This is a genomic window from Streptococcus suis YS161 (genome assembly GCF_002760245.1).
GTDB lineage: Bacteria > Bacillota > Bacilli > Lactobacillales > Streptococcaceae > Streptococcus > Streptococcus suis_I.
The window spans coordinates 1-16,942 of record NZ_ASCA01000099.1; the positions used below are offsets into that span (position 1 = coordinate 1).

The window sequence follows — 16,942 nt, forward strand, 5'->3', positions numbered from 1 at the left end:
ACGGTGTCCATTTCCAGCCAATAGCTGATTCCTTTCTCTGTGAGAAAGCGTTGGAAGTCCTCGTAAGACCGTCCATCTCTGGCAGTTTTAGGAATGGGTTGTAGGTTTCTGGTTCTCCGCTTTCTGAATTTCACGACACGGGGGAAAACAATGGGCTTTGTGGACAGATAGCCTTTTTCAAGGTATCGGTAGATAGAAGCTCTGGACACCGAAAGTTCGTTTGAGGCGATGATGTGGTTGAGGTGTTGTCCCTTTTGGATGGCTGAAGAGACAATCTCGTCCATACGATAGAATTCTTCCTTGTTTAGGGCAACACCTGTTCTCGAGTCTGAGAGCTTAGCTTCATAATCAAGCTGAGCTCTTTTTGCGTAGTAGAACTGTTTCTGGTATCCACAATTGATTCTCTTTTTCGGACAGGCATTACAAACGTAGGGAGCCTTTTTGAGTAAAGGGCAGGCCTCACAATTGGAGGTACTAGAGTTCTCTTTTATCACCCTATTTCTCCGAACTTCTTTTGAGATTGTGGACGGGTCTTTTCCTAGCTTAAGAGCGATAGCTGAGAAGGGCTTAAGTTGTTCAATTCCTATTTGAATATCATTGCGATCAGAGAGAGTTAAGTGTTTGTTTTTCATTGTCAGTTACCAACTTGTCCCATAGTAAGTTCTACCTTATTTCTTTGTCTCAGTCTAATTTCCAGCTTTTGGGTTAGACTGGAACTTACTTTGGGAATTTAGCTTGTAAAAATTTGAAAAAACTTATATAACCTTGCTCTTGCAATCTGCTCTCTTCTGGTGTACAATAGAGAAGCAGACTTCCCTTAGTTAAATGGATATAACAAATTCCTCCTAAGAATTAGTTGCAGGTTCGATTCCTGCAGGGGAGATGGAAATACAACGAAAACCCTTGAAATATCAATGTTTTCAAGGGTTTTGTTTTTTCTAAAATGTGACCGAGGGGTAAGAAAGGGGCAAACTATGAATCCAATAGTTCATCTCAACTGCACCCCATAAATAGTCTGTTTTCTGTTTATAAGATAAGCTATGGCAAGTACAGGAATAGCATAGGGCAGGATATTAGCGCCGAATACTTCATAACTAATGAAGAGAGGAGCCAGTAAGGTATTGGTGGCTGTTCCAAATACGGCACAATACCCAAGGGCTACAACAAGTTTAGTTGGTAGACCTAGTAATCCTGCTAAAACAGCCCCAGAACTTGCTCCAATCGCAAAGAGCGGAGTAACTTCGCCCCCTTGAAAACCTGCAGCCAAACAAAGACAGGTTAGTAGGAGTTTTAGTAGCCAATCGAAAGCAAACACCTGTTCCCCAGCTAAACTGGCATCAATCAAATTGGTTCCTAGACCCGTATAACGACCTTGATGGAAGAAAAATAGTAGAACGGTCAGTCCAACTCCCATGATAGCTATTTTAATGTAAGGATTTGGAAGCCATCGAGTTGAGATGCTTTTTGCTTGCGCCAGAAACCAAGCAAATAAATTGCCGATGAAACCGAAGCAAAGGGCAATAAATAGCCATTTGAAACTATCTGTAAACTGGAATGAAAAAGATGAAATAGTGTGGGAAAATTTCTCCAATCCCAGTAAATGGGAAGTAGTAGAAGCCGTGAAAGCGGCAACTAGACAATAGGGGAGACTAGTCCAAGAATATTGGCCAACGATTAATACCTCAATGGCAAAGAAACTAGCAGCCCATGGTGTTTGAAATAACCCTGCAAAACCTGCGGCCATACCAATCTTTGTTATTATGTCTTTGGGCAAGTGTGTGAAACTGTGTTTTTGTAACCAGTGTGAGAGACCGGCTCCAAGTTGGACAGCTACACCTTCGCGACCAACGGAAGCACCGACAAGATGACTGAGCCAAGTTGTAGAGATGATGAGCGGAATGAGAACTGGAGAAATTTGCGCTTTCTCCCCTTGTCCAGCTTTGAAGACTAAGCCCATGCCTGCTTGGAGTTCCCTTCCCCATTTTTGATAAATGAAAACAATCAGCAACCCTGCAAGTGGCAGAAAGGGGGTTAGATATGTAAAATATTCAGACCGTAGGTCTCCAATCCCTAGTAGAATTTTCCCAAAAAGTGTGGTGATTATTCCTGCACCGACTCCAATTAAGCTGGAAAAGAAAAGGAGTTGGATGGCTTGTTTCATCCTATTGCTCATGATTCGCTAACTTGGAAGATTGATAAGCTCTTGATTGGGCCATAATATCGCTAAAGGTTGCTTGAATGGCAGAGCGGTAGTCATCCTTTTGAACTAATTTTCCAACTCTTTCAAGGACAGCATTTTCTCGGCTGGTATCCAAAACAGGCTTACCTGTTGCTCGTTTATAGGCTGTAACTTGGTCGACCAACTCCATTCGTTTTTCAAGTAGTTCAACCAATTGGCTATCAATCGTGTTAATCTGTTCGCGGATGCAATCCAAATTCATCTTATAAACCTCCGTATATTGTTTCAGTTGTTTCTTAGTATAGCAAAAAACAAGGCAGAATACTAGCCTTGTTTGAGGAAGTTACCAACTTGCTTTTTTTACCCCAGGAAGTTGACCAAGATGGGCTAATTCACGGAAGGTAATCCGACTCACACCGAATTTTCGCATATAAGCATGCGGACGGCCATCGGTCCTGTCGCGGTATTTCAGTCGATTTGGATTTGAGTCGCGAGGCAATTTTCGAAGTGCTTGGTAGTCACCTTTTTCTTTGAGACTTTTACGTAAATCCGCATAGCGCTCGATTAACTCCAACTGTCTCTGATAGCGTGCCATTTTTGATTTTTTAGCCATAAAATTCTCCTTTTTTAAAAAACTTAACCGGTTAATTATATATTGAAACTATTAAGATTGCAAGCAATAGGTGTACAATCTTAATAAAAGGCTAAAAGAAAACAGACTAGACCTATTGATAAGTCAGTCTGTCTGTCAGTTAATTCATTGTATCTAGTTTGGCAACAAGGTCTGTCGCGAATTGCTCAAGGTTAACAATATCCTCATCTTCAGCGGCAAGGTCTACCTTAACATTTTCGGCACCCTTAGTTGCACCACGTGAACCCAACATAACATCAAAGTCATCTACTGCACTACAGAAGTCATCATAGAAGGTATCGCCAGAACCACAAACACCGTAGACCTTACCAGTCAAATCTAAGTCAGCTAGGTCAGCATAGAAATCAACGATTTCATCAGGAAGCTCACCGTCTCCACCGTAAGAATAGGTGTAGCTGGCAACGACAATCAAGTCCGCATCCAAGATTTCTTCTGTTTCAATGGTTGTACATTCGTGAACCTGTACTTCCAAACCTAACTCTTCTAGCTTACTGGCGACGATGTCAGCAATTTCTTCTGTGTTACCAGTCATACTAGCGTAAACAATTTTTGCTAGTGCCATAATTTCCTCCAAACTACATAGTAATCTTATTATACCATACTCCCATCATTTTCAAAAGGGGAAGTTTATGCTAAAATGATGAAAAGGAGTTGCTATGACTATTTACAATACAATTATCGAAAAAATTCGCGAATACGACACCGTCATCATTCATCGTCACCAACGACCAGATCCGGATGCCATTGGCAGTCAGGTTGGCTTGCAAAAACTCTTGCAGAAGAATTTTCCTGAAAAAGCCATCAAGGTAACCGGTTTCAATGAGCCGAATCTTGCTTGGATGGCAGAAATGGATGTGGTTGCGGATCAAGACTATCAAGGAGCCTTGGTTATCGTAACGGATACAGCCAATACAGCCCGTGTGGATGATGACCGCTACACTCAGGGTGATTTCCTGATTAAAATCGACCACCATCCAAATGAAGAGCCTTATGGAGACCTGCTCTGGGTCAATACTGAGGCTAGCTCATGCAGTGAAATGATTGCAGAATTGGCCCTTCAAAGTCAGTTGGAATTTGACGGGGATACTGCTCGTCTGCTATATGCTGGTATTGTTGGCGATACGGGACGTTTTCTTTATTCGGCGACCAGCTCGCACACCTTTGAGATTGTTGCTCGTCTCCGTCAAGAAGATTTTGACTTTGCAAGGATGTCTCGCCAGATGGATACCATTGATTTCAAGATTGCCAAGTTGACAGGTTACGTCTACGACAACTTGGAAGTGGATGAACATGGTGCGGCACGTGTTATTTTGACACAGGATATTCTCGAAAAATACGGGGTGACCGATGCGGACACTTCCTTTATCGTTGGGGCTCCAGGACGGATTGGTACTGTTCAATCTTGGGGGATTTTTGTGGAACAAACTGACGGAAATTACAGGGTTCGTTTACGCAGCAAGTACATTCCGATAAACGAGATTGCCAAGCGCCACGATGGCGGTGGCCACCCACTAGCAAGTGGTGCTAACTCTTATTCTCTCTCCGAAAATGAGCAAATCTATCAAGAAATTCAAGAGGTCGTGAGGAATGCAAGCAAGTAGTCGTTCCCTTCGTCTAATGGGAACCATCATAGAAACTAAAATATGGCATCCAGATGCAGAACCGATTTTGGGTCAGGTAGAAGAGCTTCTCTATCTCTATAAGGATCGGTTTTCTGCCAATGACTTGACCTCTGAATTGATGGAGGTCAACCTCAACGCAGGTGTTCAGGCGGTTCCTGTTGCCGATGACTTGTACGAATTGATAAAAATGGGTAAGGAACACAGTCTGGCTCAGGAATCTTTTTTGAATATTACCATTGGCCCACTTGTGCAAAGCTGGCGGATTGGATTTAGCGATGCCAAACTTCCAACCCAAGAAATGATCAGTAAAAAACTCCAGCTCATCAATCCAAGGGACATCGAATTAGATGATGAGGAGCAGACAGTCTATTTGAAAAAAGAAGGTATGGCGATTGATCTGGGTGCTCTTGCTAAAGGATATGTAGCAGATAAGATTGTTGACTTCTTGAAAAGAATAGGTGTGGTAGCTGGACTGATTAACCTGGGAGGCAATATCTTAACTTTCGGTCAGGCTCCGCATAATCCAGATGGTTGCTGGCGAATTGGGATTCAGGATCCACAGAAAACACGGGGTGAGAATGCCCTCGTCCTCAAAATAGGAGAAGAATCAGTAGTTACCTCTGGTATTTACGAAAGAACCCTTACCGTGAATGGAAAGACCTATCATCATATTTTGAGTCCCGAGACCGGCTATCCAATGGAGTCGCAGCTGGCTAGTTTGACCATTGTGTCCAAACAATCTGTTGACGGTGAGATTTGGACGACTCGACTGTTTGGTCAAGAAATAACTCGGATTTATAAGATGGTAGAAGAAACTGATGGTATCGAGGCGGTTCTGATTGGGCTGGATGGTAGGATTCTAGTGACCTCAGGGCTTTCTGAGAAAGTTCTTGCTGGTAAAGAAAGAATTTCTGATAGCTTGGGCAGTCCTTCAAGAGGAGGATTTGGCGCCAGAGTAACTTCTGACCTTGTTTCAGGTGCTTCTGTACTATAGCTTGAAAAAATATTAAAAAAATAGGTAAAAAGACTTGCCATAAGAACAAACTTTTGGTAAACTTAAATGGTTATAATCTATGGCTCGGAAAGAGTCCATGGCAGAAAGGAATTTTAAAATGAAAAAAGATATCCATCCAGAATATCGCACTGTTGTCTTCATGGACACAACTACTGGCTACAAGTTCCTTAGCGGTTCAACTAAGAAATCTAACGAGACAGTTGAATTCGAAGGTGAAACTTACCCATTGATCCGTGTGGAAATTTCATCAGACTCACACCCATTCTACACTGGACGTCAAAAGTTCACTCAGGCAGATGGACGTGTGGACAAGTTCAACAAAAAATACGGTCTCAAATAAAAAAACAGTCCTTAACGGACTGTTTTTTCACGAGCTTGAAAATAAAAGAGCGAGTTATGGTCCAGTGGACCATTTTTTCTTTGACTCTAGAAATAAAAGAGGGCTTTTTTCGTGCGTGATTGCCAAAATGATTGCCATTGGTTTACATACTCATGGCTTTGGCAAACTTATGGGGTGTGTGGGGATAAAGCATTATATTTCAGCCTGTTCGAAGGTATGAAGATATATGTATTTTATGATTTGTGCACTAGTAATACTCTTCGAAAATCAAAATTATCCGTTGTCAAGAGCCTTGATAAACTCCAGTTCTATCTTCGACTTCGTTTCCTAGGCTACTTTTGATTTTCGTTGAGTATAAATCGTATCCCCACTGATGTAACTAGATTTTTAGTTTCAATGAGAGATGATTTCTGCTATAATGGAACGAGTAAGAATTTGAAGTGAAAGTATGAGGAAATTGATGAAAAATAGGGGAACAATCGATAGTCGAGTAGACTACTCACTTATTTTACCGGTCTTTTTTTTATTAGTTGTGGGGATTATTTCTCTCTACATTGCGGTTAGTCAAGATTATCCGAATAATGTTGTACAGATGGTTGGTCAACAAATTGCTTGGATAGGAATTGGAACAGTGGCAGCTTTTTTGGTCATGTTCTTTTCCACTAAGTTTCTGTGGCAAATCACACCTTACTTGTACGTACTTGGGCTAGGACTTATGGTATTGCCTTTGTTTTTCTACAGTCCAGACTTAGTAGCGTCAACGGGAGCAAAAAACTGGGTAACGATTGGTGGAATGACTCTTTTTCAACCATCCGAATTTATGAAAATAGCCTACATCATTATGTTGTCAAGGGTGATTGTCACCTTTCATAAATATTATCCAAATCGAAAAATTCGAGAGGATTTTATGTTGATTGGTTATATGACACTGTTTACTATCCCTGTCCTGATTTTGTTGGCCTTACAGAAAGATTTAGGAACCTCCTTAGTATTTGTAGCAATCTTTAGCGGAATGCTTCTATTATCAGGAGTTTCTTGGAAAATTCTATTACCGACTGCCTTAACGGGGATCGTTTTGGTTGGTGGATTTATGCTGATTTTTATTTCTCCTGGTGGAACAACATTCCTCCACAATTTGGGGATGGATACTTATAAAATCAATCGTATTGCAGCCTGGCTTGATCCCTTTAAAAATGCCCAATCAACGACCTACCAGCAAGCTCAAAGTTTGATAGCTATCGGAAGTGGTGGCCTAAAAGGACTAGGTTTCAATAAAACAAATCTTCTTATACCTGTTCGAGAAAGTGATATGATTTTTACGGTGATTGGAGAGGACTTTGGTTTTATTGGTGGGACGGTATTGATTGTACTATACTTGTTGCTCATTTATCGAATGCTACGGGTAACGTTGAAGTCAAACAATCGATACTACACCTACATATCAACTGGCTATATCATGATGCTCTTGTTCCATGTGTTTGAAAATGTTGGCGCTGCAACGGGTTTGTTGCCTTTAACAGGTATTCCTTTGCCGTTTATCTCCCAAGGTGGTTCGTCCATGGTTTCAAATCTGATTGGTGTTGGTCTAGTGCTGTCAATGGGGTATCAGTCACGACTAGCTGATGAGAAGGAAACAAATCGATCACGTCGCTATAGAAAAATTACGATAAAACGTTAGAAAGTTGGTTTATATGACAAGAGTTGCGGTTGTTTTAGCCGATGGTTTTGAAGAAATCGAAGCATTGGCTCCTGTAGATGTATTCCGTCGAGCTCATTTTGACTGTCAGATTGTTGGTTTAGATAGTCATGAAGTGGAGGGATCGCACGGTATTCGTGTTCAAACTGACCAAGTCTTTGATGGAGACCTGTCTTCCTTTGATCTGATTGTTTTACCAGGAGGAATGCCAGGTTCTGTTCACCTTAGAGATTCAGAGTCCCTGATTACGGAATTGCAAAGAGCGGTTGCATCAGGAAAATCAGTAGCAGCAATCTGTGCGGCTCCAATTGTTCTGGATAAGGCTGGTTTGTTAGATAGTCGTCACTATACATGTTTCCCAGGGAAAGAAAAAGACATTCCGTCAGGTATTCATCTGGAAGAGGATGTGGTTGTTGATGGTCCAATTATCACTAGCCGAGGTGCTGGAACAAGTTTGGATTTCGCCTATAAATTGGTTGATTTATTTGGTGGAGATGGGGAAAGCCTAGCTCAAACAATGGTTTATCATAGTTAAAGTAATGAAGAAGATGGAGCTAATGTTTCCTCTTCTTTTTTCTATCAAAATATTAGAAAATATGGTATAATAAGGGGTATTCGTTAGAATGATTTTTGCTCTAAAAATATGTTTCGCTTTTATCCAGATGGATTGGCTTTTCTATTTTTAAGGAGCAACAAATAGAAAATAAGGAAAAGAAATGACAGAAGAAATCAAAGATTTACAAGAGAAGGCTCAAGAATATGATGCCAGTCAGATTCAAGTCTTGGAAGGTCTTGAAGCTGTTCGAATGCGTCCAGGGATGTATATCGGCTCAACATCTAAAGAAGGTCTCCATCACTTGGTTTGGGAAATTGTCGACAACTCAATTGATGAGGCGCTGGCTGGTTTTGCGGATAAAATTGAAGTTTATATTGAGCCAGATAACTCCATCACGGTTATTGATAATGGACGTGGTATTCCGGTAGATATTCAGGAAAAAACTGGTCGTCCAGCGGTAGAAACTGTTTTTACAGTGCTCCATGCAGGTGGTAAATTTGGCGGAGGCGGTTATAAGGTCTCAGGTGGATTGCACGGCGTAGGTTCATCAGTCGTAAACGCCCTATCTACTCAGCTAGACGTCCATGTCTACAAAAATGGTCAGGTCTATTTCCAAGAGTATAAACGAGGTGAAGTCGTTGCAGATTTGGAGGTTGTTGGAGAAACAGACCGTTCTGGTACAACTGTACATTTTACACCTGATCCAGAAATTTTTACTGAGACGACTGAGTTCGACTTTGCAAAATTAAATAAGCGGATCCAAGAATTGGCCTTCCTAAATCGTGGTTTAAATCTCTCTATTACGGACAAACGTGAGGGAGTAGAGCAAACAAAGGAATATCACTACGAAGGTGGTATTGCTTCCTACGTTGAGTATCTTAATGAGAACAAGGATGTCATTTTTGAGACCCCTATCTATACAGAAGGGGAAATGGATGATATTACCGTTGAGGTTGCCATGCAATATACGACGAGTTATCATGAAAACGTAGTTAGTTTTGCCAACAATATTCACACACATGAAGGTGGTACCCATGAGCAAGGATTCCGTACAGCTCTGACACGTGTTATCAACGACTACGCCAAGAAAAATAAAATTCTCAAAGAAAATGAGGATAATTTGACTGGTGAAGATGTGCGTGAAGGCTTGACAGCGGTCATTTCTGTTAAGCACCCAGGTCCTCAATTTGAGGGACAAACTAAGACAAAACTTGGGAATAGTGAAGTGGTCAAAATTACCAACCGCCTTTTCTCTGATGCCTTTGCAGAATTTCTTTTGGAAAATCCCCAGATTGCTAGACGGATTGTTGAAAAAGGGATTTTGGCAAGCAAGGCTCGTATTGCTGCTAAGCGTGCACGTGAGGTAACTCGTAAGAAATCGGGTCTTGAGATTTCAAACCTCCCAGGTAAGTTAGCAGACTGTTCCTCAAATGATGCAACGAAGACAGAGCTTTTCATCGTTGAGGGGGACTCAGCCGGTGGTTCAGCTAAATCCGGTCGCGACCGTGAATTTCAGGCTATTTTACCGATTCGTGGTAAGATTTTGAACGTAGAAAAAGCCAGCATGGACAAGATTTTGGCCAACGAAGAAATCCGTAGTCTATTTACAGCTATGGGCACTGGCTTTGGTGCTGATTTCGACGTTAGCAAGGCACGTTATCAAAAATTAGTCATTATGACAGATGCCGATGTCGATGGTGCCCATATTCGGACACTCCTTCTGACATTATTTTACCGCTACATGCGTCCTGTTGTAGAAGCGGGATACGTATATATCGCTCAACCACCTATTTACGGTATCAAGGTTGGAAGTGAGATAAAAGAATATATTCAACCTGGGGTTAATCAAGAGCAAGAATTGCAAGATGCCTTAGAAAGACATAGTACGGGACGGTCCAAGCCAACGATTCAACGTTACAAAGGTTTGGGAGAAATGGATGATCATCAGTTGTGGGAAACTACGATGAATCCTGAAAATCGTCTCATGGCACGCGTTTCAGTTGATGATGCGGCAGAAGCCGATAAGATTTTTGACATGTTAATGGGGGATAAGGTTGAACCTCGTCGAGAGTTTATCGAGGAAAATGCTGTTTATTCAACATTGGATGTCTAAAAACTAAAAAAACAAGTGCATATACTAGAGATTTATGGTATAATTAAGCGATATTTTCTAGTAATTACTATGAGCTAAGGAGATTTACATGCCTACAGGAACAATCATCTTAATCGTTTCGATTGTTATTATTTTAATCATTGCCTATGTAGCTTGCCTGATTGTTCGTAAACGAAATGACAACCTTTTGGTTGCATTGGAAGAACGTAAGGAAGAGCTATTTAACCTTCCAGTTAATGAAGAAGTCGAAGCTGTCAAAGCACTTCATTTGATTGGTCAAAGTCAGGTGTCATTCCGTGAATGGAATCAAAAATGGGTTGATTTGTCGCTCAATTCATTTGCCGACATTGAAAATCATATCTTTGAGGCAGAAGGCTATAACAATGCCTTTCGCTTTGTGAGTGCAAAGAACGCTATCGACAGTATCGAAAGCCAAATTGATTTAATTGAAGAAGACATCGCCTCTATCCGTCATGGTTTGATGGAGTTGAAGGAGCAAGAAGAGAAAAACTCTGGTCGTGTAAAACATGCGTTAAACTTGTTCGATAGTTTGCAGGAAGCTGTTCGTGAAAATCCAGATAGCTACGGTGAGACATTACCAGAACTTGAGAAACAATTGAAAAATATTGAAGTTGAGTTTTCTGAATTTGTGATGCTCAATTCCTCAGGTGACCCGATTGAAGCTTCTGAAATCCTTGATAAGGCTGAAGAGCATATGATTGCTCTCAATCAAATCATGGATCGCATTCCAAGTTTGATTGAACGAGTTACAAAAGATTTCCCAGAGCAATTGGAAGATTTGGAGTCGGGTTATCGTAAACTGGTTGAGCAGAATTATTTGTTCACAGAAGCTAACATCGAGTCACAGTTCCAAAATATTCGCGTTTCAATTCGTGAAAATACTGCTTTGATTGTTTCCTTTGATTTGGATGCCGCAGAAGCTGAAAATGAGGGAATTCAAGCAAAAATTGATCATTTGTATAAAGTCTTCAATCGTGAAATCGAAGCGAATAAGGAAGCTGTTAAGATTAGTAAAAACTTGCCAAAATTCTTGGAGCATGTTGTCCAAAATACACAGCTCTTGGATGAGGAAAGCCAACGCCTAAACGCAACTTACTTGCTGGCAGATAGCAAACTTTCACGGATCAATCAGCTTAAAGCTCGTTTGGAATCGCTTGAAATTGTTGTTACAGAAAGTGTGGAGGACATTGAAAATCCACAAGTTGCATATTCTATTTTGGAAGAGCGTTTGGATCATTCATTGGCAAGCTTGAAAGAAATCGAAGAGGAGCAGCTTGTTTTAGCTGACTATCTTAAATCACAAGAATTGTCAGAGAACACAGCGCGTAAGAAAGCTACACTTTATATCAACAAATTGCATACCCTTAAGCGTTATATGGAAAAACGCAACCTTCCAGGAATTCCAGCTGAATTTTTAACAAACTTCTTTAGAACGAGCGATCATGTGGAAGCCTTGATTGCCGAGTTAGACTATAAACGAATTAATATCGAAGTTGTTAACCGTTTGTTGGAAAATGCAACGTATGATATGAATCAATTGGAAGAGTTGGCGTATTTGATTGTGCAAAATGCGACTTTAACAGAGCAGTTGCTACAATACTCTAACCGTTATCGTTCATTTGATGAAAGTGTGCAAAAAGCATTCAACCGTTCATTATCAATTTTTGAAAAGGATTTTGATTACCAAGCAGCATTTGAAGAAATTTCATTTGCTCTGGAAACAGTTGAACCTGGTGTAACAGAGCGTTTTGTACGTTCATACGAAAAAACTCGCGAAGCCATTCGCTACTAGATAAAAAGCCATTTGGCTTTTTATTTTTATACTTTGAAAGGAATATCGGAGATGACAACTGGATTATTAGTTATGGATGTTGATTCAACATTAATTTTGGAAGAAGGAATAGATTTACTTGGAGAAGAGGTCGGTTTAGGAGAGCAAGTTGCAGCAATTACCGAACGTGCTATGCGTGGGGAATTGGATTTTGAAGAAGCCTTACGTGAACGTGTGGCGTTGTTAAAGGGATTGCCTGTTTCTGTGTTTGATCGAATTATCAAAAAAATCCACTTTACGCCTGGAGCAGCAGAATTAGTCTCAGAATTAAAAATGCGAGGCTATAAGGTAGCAGTAGTTTCAGGCGGGTTTCATGAAACAGTCGATCGACTAGCTGCACAGTTAGAGTTAGACTATGTTCGGGCTAATCGATTAGAAGTAGTAGATGGACTATTGACGGGACAAGTGTTGGGTGAAATTGTAACGAAAGATACTAAAAAAGCATGTTTAGAAGAATGGGCGGCAGAAAATGGGCTGAGTCTATCTCAAACGATTGCCATGGGGGATGGAGCAAATGATCTACCAATGATTCAACGAGCAGGAATTGGAGTAGCTTTCTGTGCTAAACCGATTGTCCAAGAACAGGCACCCTACCAAGTAAATGAAAAAAATCTCTATAAACTAATAGAGATTTTAGATAGTAAATAACGAGAAGTCAGCTGAGTGCTGACTTTTCTTCTATTCTGTTGTCAGTAAAACCCTTTTCAAATCTTGGACGGTTTCGACTATCATGGTGGCCCCAGCCTTTTCAAATTCCTGTTTGCTCCCATAGCCGTAAAGAACACCGATGGCGGGAAGTTGGTGCATGCGTGCTCCTTCAATGTCATGTTCCCTATCTCCAATCATCACAGCATGTTTTGGAAATGCTTCTAATTGATTTATAGCGTAGCCGATGACGTCCGCCTTACTGATGCGACTACTATCCAGACTAGCACCGGCAATGACATCAAAGTAGTGTGCGATACCAAAATGTTCTAGAATCTGTTTGGCAAATATTTCTGGCTTTGAGGTAGCAATTACTAGTGTTTTTCCAACCGTTCTCAATTCTTCAAGCAGAGGGATGATTCCAGGATAGAGTTGATTTTCAAACATTCCTTTTTCTTTAAAATAGACACGGAAAGCATCAACTGCACTTTGTGTATCTTCAGGGCTGAGTTGGTAGAATCGTGAAAAAGATTCATAGAGTGGCGGGCCGATGAATCGGTTAAAATTGGCTGCATCTGGTTCTTCGATTCCCATTTTTTCTAGTGCGTAGGCGACGGAGTTTAAGATTCCTTGTCCAGAATCAGTAAGTGTTCCATCTAAGTCAAATAATATAGTTTGATACATACTTATCTCCTTTCTTTCAGTATAACACAGACGATGAAAAACAGAAAAGATTTATTGAAAGCTGAATAGGAGCGTGATATACTAATAATATAAAGGAGGTTAGTACCATGCATATTCTCATTGCTCCGGATTCATTTAAAGAGTCTCTTTCAGCTACAAAGGTTGCTGAAGCGATTAAAAAAGGATTTTCTAAGGTTTACCCACAAGCAGGGTATGACTTAATTCCCCTAGGAGACGGTGGCGAAGGGACAGTTGAGAGTCTAATACAGGCCTTATCCTTGGATGAAACCCAGACTTGGGTGACAGGTCCATTTGGAGATAAAATTAAGGTTTCCTATGCGGTTAAAGATGATCTTGCGGTTTTTGAAATGGCTGAGATTGTAGGGCTGGCAAGTATCCCGCATGAAAGAAGGAGTCCTCTCTTTATTAAGACACAAGGGGTTGGGGAGCTGATTGTGGAGCTCGTTCAAAATGGTGTTAAACGCATATTTATAGGAGTAGGTGGCTCTGCCAGTCATGATGGTGGTATCGGAATGGCGGCAGGTTTAGGAGTGAAATTTTATAATCGAGAGGGAAAAGAAGTAGAGGCAATTGGAGCTCATATCGGGGAGATTGTCAGCTTTTCCACAGAGGATATGTTGGTAGATCTATCTCAGGTCAGGATTGATTTGGTAACGGATGTGGATAATCCGCTTTGCGGACCAGCGGGAGCCACATTTGTTTTTGCAGGTCAGAAAGGTCTTGCCTCTGCTGAATTTGAACTAGTAGACAAGAAAATGGAGTCCTTTTATAAATTAGTTAATCCAATGCTACTCGATTTAGCAGGAGCGGGTGCTGGAGGAGGTATGGCAGCAGGTTTAGTCCAATTTGCAGGTGCTCGCATTCAAAAAGGCATCGACTTTGTCTTGGATCAGTTGGACTTTGATCATCGCGTCGCCAAAGCGGATCTGGTTGTGGTCGGAGAAGGGCGGATGGATGCCCAAAGCTTATCAGGGAAGACTCCGATAGGAGTAGCTAGACGTACGCCGACGGGGATTCCCATCATTGCAATTTGTGGTAGCCTCAAAGACGATCTTCCCGAGTTTCCTTTTGAAAATATCTGCGCCGCTTTTCCAATAATTGCAAGCGTTGAAAGTTTGGAGGACACGCTTCAAAAAGCAGAAAAAAACCTGATCCGCACGGCAGAGCAGGTGGCAAGAATTCTTCAGTTAGGAGGCCAACAAAGATGGAATTAGTGAAATATATGGCTATTATCTTATTTATTTTTATTTGTCTCGCAAAGCTAGTATCTGTTATGAGACTTTCCGAAAAAGAAAGGGGAACGGAAACGAATGTAATAAAGGCAAATGGAGCAATGTTCTTTTTCAATGAAAAAAATGAAAGAGAACATTGCTAGGAATCCTTTGTCTAACCTGTATTATTTTTAGTTTAATATTTATACTGCTTTATCGATAAATAAGTCTAACCAAATAATTTTTTCCAGAAGGAAGTTTTTTTCTCTTCCTTTTTTTCATTTCCTGTGAGCAGTTGAGGAAACTGGCTGGCCAGCTGGATGTCTTCCAGATTGACAGCGTGATCAGTGTGAAATACTAGAGCAAAAGGGCAGTTGGCGACTTTTTCATCGATGATAGCGGTAGTAATGCCGAAGTTCTGAGCAATTTTTAGTAGTGAAATTTGTTGCTTGTCAGACAGGGCTGGCGAGAGTTTGAGGAATAGAGGAGAGTAGCGGTTTGCTAGTTTTTGGCAAATTGTATCGAACTTATTTCCGACGACTTCACTACTCAAATCGTCAAAGGAAACGAGCAGGACAACCCGTTCGCGATAGGTTCCCATGTATAGACGTTGTTCATCTGGATTCAATCGTGTTTCGCCAGAGGCTTTCTGTAGTATGGTAGTATTTAAATCGTTCATGGTTTCAGTATAACATACTCAGTTAACTTTGAAAAGGAAGGCGTTTACATTATTTCTTTCAGTAAAATAACCTGTTTTTTCTTGAAAAATCCCTTCTTTTAGGGTATGATAGCTATGTAACTATTTTAAACTCAAAGGAGAGTAATATAATGTCAATTATTACTGATGTTTACGCTCGCGAAGTCCTTGACTCACGCGGTAACCCTACACTTGAAGTTGAAGTTTATACTGAATCAGGTGCTTTCGGACGTGGTATGGTTCCTTCAGGAGCTTCTACTGGTGAGCACGAAGCAGTTGAGCTTCGCGACGGTGACAAATCTCGTTACCTTGGTCTTGGTACTCAAAAAGCTGTTGACAACGTGAACAACGTGATTGCTGACGCTATCATCGGTTTTGACGTTCGTGATCAACAAGCTATCGACCGCGCTATGATCGCTCTTGACGGTACTCCTAACAAAGGTAAATTGGGTGCAAACGCAATCCTCGGTGTTTCTATCGCTGTTGCGCGTGCTGCTGCTGACTACCTTGAAGTGCCACTTTACACTTACCTTGGTGGATTCAACACTAAAGTATTGCCAACTCCAATGATGAACATCATCAACGGTGGTTCTCACTCAGACGCTCCAATCGCTTTCCAAGAATTCATGATCTTGCCAGTTGGCGCTCCTTCATTTAAAGAAGGTCTTCGTTGGGGTGCTGAAGTATTCCACGCTTTGAAGAAAATCTTGAAAGCTCGTGGTTTGGTAACAGCTGTTGGTGACGAAGGTGGTTTCGCTCCTAAGTTCGAAGGAACTGAAGACGGTGTTGAAACAATCATCGAAGCTATCGAAGCTGCTGGTTACGAAGCTGGTGAAAACGGCATCATGATCGGTTTCGACTGTGCGTCATCTGAATTCTACGACAAAGAGCGTAAAGTTTACGACTACACTAAATTCGAAGGTGAAGGCGCTGCTGTTCGTACATCTGCAGAACAAATCGACTACCTTGAAGAATTGGTTAATAAATACCCAATCATCACTATCGAAGATGGTATGGATGAAAACGACTGGGATGGCTGGAAAGCTCTTACTGAGCGTCTTGGCAAACGCGTTCAATTGGTTGGTGACGACTTCTTCGTAACAAACACTGACTACCTTGCACGTGGTATCAAAGAAGGTGCTGCTAACTCAATCCTTATCAAAGTTAACCAAATCGGTACTCTTACTGAAACATTTGAAGCTATCGAAATGGCTAAAGAAGCTGGTTACACTGCCGTTGTATCACACCGTTCAGGTGAGACTGAAGATTCAACAATCGCTGACATCGCAGTTGCAACTAACGCTGGCCAAATCAAGACTGGTTCATTGTCACGTACAGACCGTATCGCTAAATACAACCAATTGCTTCGTATCGAAGACCAACTTGGTGAAGTTGCAGTCTACAAAGGCTTGAACTCATTCTACAACTTGAAAAAATAAAATCATTTGATTTTGATAGGCTGTAAAGCCTTGATATAAAGCACTTTAGGCCTCTTTCCTAGAGTGCTTTTTTAATTTTACTACCTTTTTTACTACCCCTATCTTATTTTTGGTATAGTAAGAGGGTAGTCGCTAATAGCGACACCCTTATTATGGCTTCGAGCCAGTTTTTCTCGTAGAGAAAAACAAGAAAACCACCAGCTATGCTGGTGGCTGCCAA

Annotated in this window: 18 protein-coding genes and 1 tRNA gene; 12 read left to right on the forward strand and 7 right to left on the reverse strand. The window is 41.2% G+C overall.

The genetic code is table 11. The features are described from left to right. Positions 1-632 (reverse strand): helix-turn-helix domain-containing protein (locus SST111_RS11930; RefSeq protein WP_142350770.1); only part of this gene is annotated, 632 nt, incomplete at its 3' end. A 179-nt stretch (positions 633-811) separates the two neighbouring features. Here SST111_RS11930 and SST111_RS11935 point away from each other — a divergent pair. Beyond that, a tRNA-Arg gene (locus SST111_RS11935) sits at positions 812-883 on the forward strand. Between the two features lie 105 nt (positions 884-988). On the opposite strand, the gene SST111_RS11940 is transcribed toward SST111_RS11935, so the two are convergent. From SST111_RS11940 to SST111_RS11955, 4 genes are all read right to left on the reverse strand, one after another. Further along, positions 989-2,173 carry a chloride channel protein gene (locus SST111_RS11940; protein WP_099811600.1) on the reverse strand — a complete coding sequence of 395 codons (1,185 nt, stop codon included), beginning with the start codon at positions 2,171-2,173 and terminating at the stop codon, positions 989-991. Further along, positions 2,163-2,441, reverse strand: coding sequence for a chorismate mutase (locus tag SST111_RS11945; protein ID WP_029173708.1), 279 nt, complete (start codon positions 2,439-2,441; stop codon positions 2,163-2,165). Before SST111_RS11945 ends, SST111_RS11940 begins: the two co-directional genes overlap by 11 nt. Before the next feature lie 81 nt (positions 2,442-2,522). Further along, complete coding sequence (gene rpsN, locus SST111_RS11950; protein WP_002940393.1) at positions 2,523-2,792, reverse strand: 30S ribosomal protein S14; 270 nt, start codon at positions 2,790-2,792, stop codon at positions 2,523-2,525. 139 nt (positions 2,793-2,931) lie between these two features. Further along, complete coding sequence (locus tag SST111_RS11955; RefSeq protein ID WP_012775265.1) at positions 2,932-3,393, reverse strand: flavodoxin; 462 nt, start codon at positions 3,391-3,393, stop codon at positions 2,932-2,934. A 94-nt stretch (positions 3,394-3,487) separates the two neighbouring features. Here SST111_RS11955 and SST111_RS11960 point away from each other — a divergent pair, with 94 nt between their 5' ends. The 8 genes from SST111_RS11960 to serB all read left to right on the forward strand — a co-directional run bounded on the left by SST111_RS11960 (position 3,488) and on the right by serB (position 12,673). Beyond that, positions 3,488-4,432: a DHH family phosphoesterase gene (locus SST111_RS11960; protein WP_099811602.1), complete on the forward strand. Its 945-nt coding sequence runs from the start codon at positions 3,488-3,490 to the stop codon at positions 4,430-4,432. Then, positions 4,419-5,447 (forward strand): FAD:protein FMN transferase, encoded by a 1,029-nt coding sequence (locus tag SST111_RS11965; protein WP_099811604.1) that lies wholly within the window; start codon positions 4,419-4,421, stop codon positions 5,445-5,447. The genes SST111_RS11960 and SST111_RS11965 overlap by 14 nt, the downstream gene beginning before the upstream one ends. 118 nt (positions 5,448-5,565) lie before the next feature. Next, a complete protein-coding gene (locus tag SST111_RS11970; RefSeq protein WP_024379743.1) occupies positions 5,566-5,808 on the forward strand; it encodes a type B 50S ribosomal protein L31 in 243 nt (80 codons plus the stop codon). 448 nt (positions 5,809-6,256) lie between these two features. After that, a complete protein-coding gene (locus SST111_RS11975; protein WP_099779899.1) occupies positions 6,257-7,486 on the forward strand; it encodes an FtsW/RodA/SpoVE family cell cycle protein in 1,230 nt (409 codons plus the stop codon). Positions 7,487-7,499: 13 nt separating this feature from the next. Beyond that, the gene (locus tag SST111_RS11980) at positions 7,500-8,039 is read left to right on the forward strand and encodes a DJ-1 family glyoxalase III (protein WP_015647132.1); all 540 of its coding nucleotides are present in this window, start codon (positions 7,500-7,502) and stop codon (positions 8,037-8,039) included. A gap of 181 nt (positions 8,040-8,220) precedes the next feature. Further along, positions 8,221-10,173: a DNA topoisomerase (ATP-hydrolyzing) subunit B gene (gyrB, locus tag SST111_RS11985; RefSeq protein WP_002939427.1), complete on the forward strand. Its 1,953-nt coding sequence runs from the start codon at positions 8,221-8,223 to the stop codon at positions 10,171-10,173. A gap of 88 nt (positions 10,174-10,261) precedes the next feature. Beyond that, positions 10,262-11,986, forward strand: coding sequence for a septation ring formation regulator EzrA (ezrA, locus tag SST111_RS11990; RefSeq protein ID WP_099811606.1), 1,725 nt, complete (start codon positions 10,262-10,264; stop codon positions 11,984-11,986). 51 nt (positions 11,987-12,037) lie between these two features. After that, a complete protein-coding gene (serB, locus tag SST111_RS11995; RefSeq protein WP_099811608.1) occupies positions 12,038-12,673 on the forward strand; it encodes a phosphoserine phosphatase SerB in 636 nt (211 codons plus the stop codon). Between the two features lie 30 nt (positions 12,674-12,703). Here the strand turns inward: serB and SST111_RS12000 are convergent, their stop codons facing one another. Then, positions 12,704-13,354 (reverse strand): HAD family hydrolase, encoded by a 651-nt coding sequence (locus SST111_RS12000; RefSeq protein WP_099811610.1) that lies wholly within the window; start codon positions 13,352-13,354, stop codon positions 12,704-12,706. Positions 13,355-13,461: 107 nt separating this feature from the next. Here SST111_RS12000 and SST111_RS12005 point away from each other — a divergent pair, with 107 nt between their 5' ends. Together SST111_RS12005 and SST111_RS12255 are read left to right on the forward strand one after the other, a co-directional pair. After that, complete coding sequence (locus SST111_RS12005) at positions 13,462-14,589, forward strand: glycerate kinase family protein (RefSeq protein ID WP_024398736.1); 1,128 nt, start codon at positions 13,462-13,464, stop codon at positions 14,587-14,589. Further along, the gene (locus SST111_RS12255) at positions 14,580-14,750 is read left to right on the forward strand and encodes a hypothetical protein (protein WP_180274075.1); all 171 of its coding nucleotides are present in this window, start codon (positions 14,580-14,582) and stop codon (positions 14,748-14,750) included. The genes SST111_RS12005 and SST111_RS12255 overlap by 10 nt, the downstream gene beginning before the upstream one ends. 65 nt (positions 14,751-14,815) lie before the next feature. Here SST111_RS12255 and SST111_RS12010 read toward each other — a convergent pair whose 3' ends face one another. Then, positions 14,816-15,265 carry a DUF1694 domain-containing protein gene (locus SST111_RS12010; protein ID WP_099811612.1) on the reverse strand — a complete coding sequence of 150 codons (450 nt, stop codon included), beginning with the start codon at positions 15,263-15,265 and terminating at the stop codon, positions 14,816-14,818. A gap of 149 nt (positions 15,266-15,414) precedes the next feature. Here SST111_RS12010 and eno point away from each other — a divergent pair, with 149 nt between their 5' ends. Then, a complete protein-coding gene (gene eno, locus SST111_RS12015; protein WP_002935704.1) occupies positions 15,415-16,722 on the forward strand; it encodes a surface-displayed alpha-enolase in 1,308 nt (435 codons plus the stop codon). Positions 16,723-16,942 lie beyond the last annotated feature (220 nt).

Bases quoted from the DNA above. Each gene is read 5' to 3' on its own strand.
- SST111_RS11940 (WP_099811600.1), bottom strand. From the start codon at position 2,173: ATGAGCAATAGGATGAAACAAGCCATCCAACTCCTTTTCTTTTCCAGC.
- SST111_RS11945 (WP_029173708.1), bottom strand. From the start codon at position 2,441: ATGAATTTGGATTGCATCCGCGAACAGATTAACACGATTGATAGCCAA.
- rpsN (WP_002940393.1), bottom strand. From the start codon at position 2,792: ATGGCTAAAAAATCAAAAATGGCACGCTATCAGAGACAGTTGGAGTTA.
- SST111_RS11955 (WP_012775265.1), bottom strand. From the start codon at position 3,393: ATGGCACTAGCAAAAATTGTTTACGCTAGTATGACTGGTAACACAGAA.
- SST111_RS11960 (WP_099811602.1), top strand. From the start codon at position 3,488: ATGACTATTTACAATACAATTATCGAAAAAATTCGCGAATACGACACC.
- SST111_RS11965 (WP_099811604.1), top strand. From the start codon at position 4,419: ATGCAAGCAAGTAGTCGTTCCCTTCGTCTAATGGGAACCATCATAGAA.
- SST111_RS11970 (WP_024379743.1), top strand. From the start codon at position 5,566: ATGAAAAAAGATATCCATCCAGAATATCGCACTGTTGTCTTCATGGAC.
- SST111_RS11975 (WP_099779899.1), top strand. From the start codon at position 6,257: ATGAGGAAATTGATGAAAAATAGGGGAACAATCGATAGTCGAGTAGAC.
- SST111_RS11980 (WP_015647132.1), top strand. From the start codon at position 7,500: ATGACAAGAGTTGCGGTTGTTTTAGCCGATGGTTTTGAAGAAATCGAA.
- gyrB (WP_002939427.1), top strand. From the start codon at position 8,221: ATGACAGAAGAAATCAAAGATTTACAAGAGAAGGCTCAAGAATATGAT.
- ezrA (WP_099811606.1), top strand. From the start codon at position 10,262: ATGCCTACAGGAACAATCATCTTAATCGTTTCGATTGTTATTATTTTA.
- serB (WP_099811608.1), top strand. From the start codon at position 12,038: ATGACAACTGGATTATTAGTTATGGATGTTGATTCAACATTAATTTTG.
- SST111_RS12000 (WP_099811610.1), bottom strand. From the start codon at position 13,354: ATGTATCAAACTATATTATTTGACTTAGATGGAACACTTACTGATTCT.
- SST111_RS12005 (WP_024398736.1), top strand. From the start codon at position 13,462: ATGCATATTCTCATTGCTCCGGATTCATTTAAAGAGTCTCTTTCAGCT.
- SST111_RS12255 (WP_180274075.1), top strand. From the start codon at position 14,580: ATGGAATTAGTGAAATATATGGCTATTATCTTATTTATTTTTATTTGT.
- SST111_RS12010 (WP_099811612.1), bottom strand. From the start codon at position 15,265: ATGAACGATTTAAATACTACCATACTACAGAAAGCCTCTGGCGAAACA.
- eno (WP_002935704.1), top strand. From the start codon at position 15,415: ATGTCAATTATTACTGATGTTTACGCTCGCGAAGTCCTTGACTCACGC.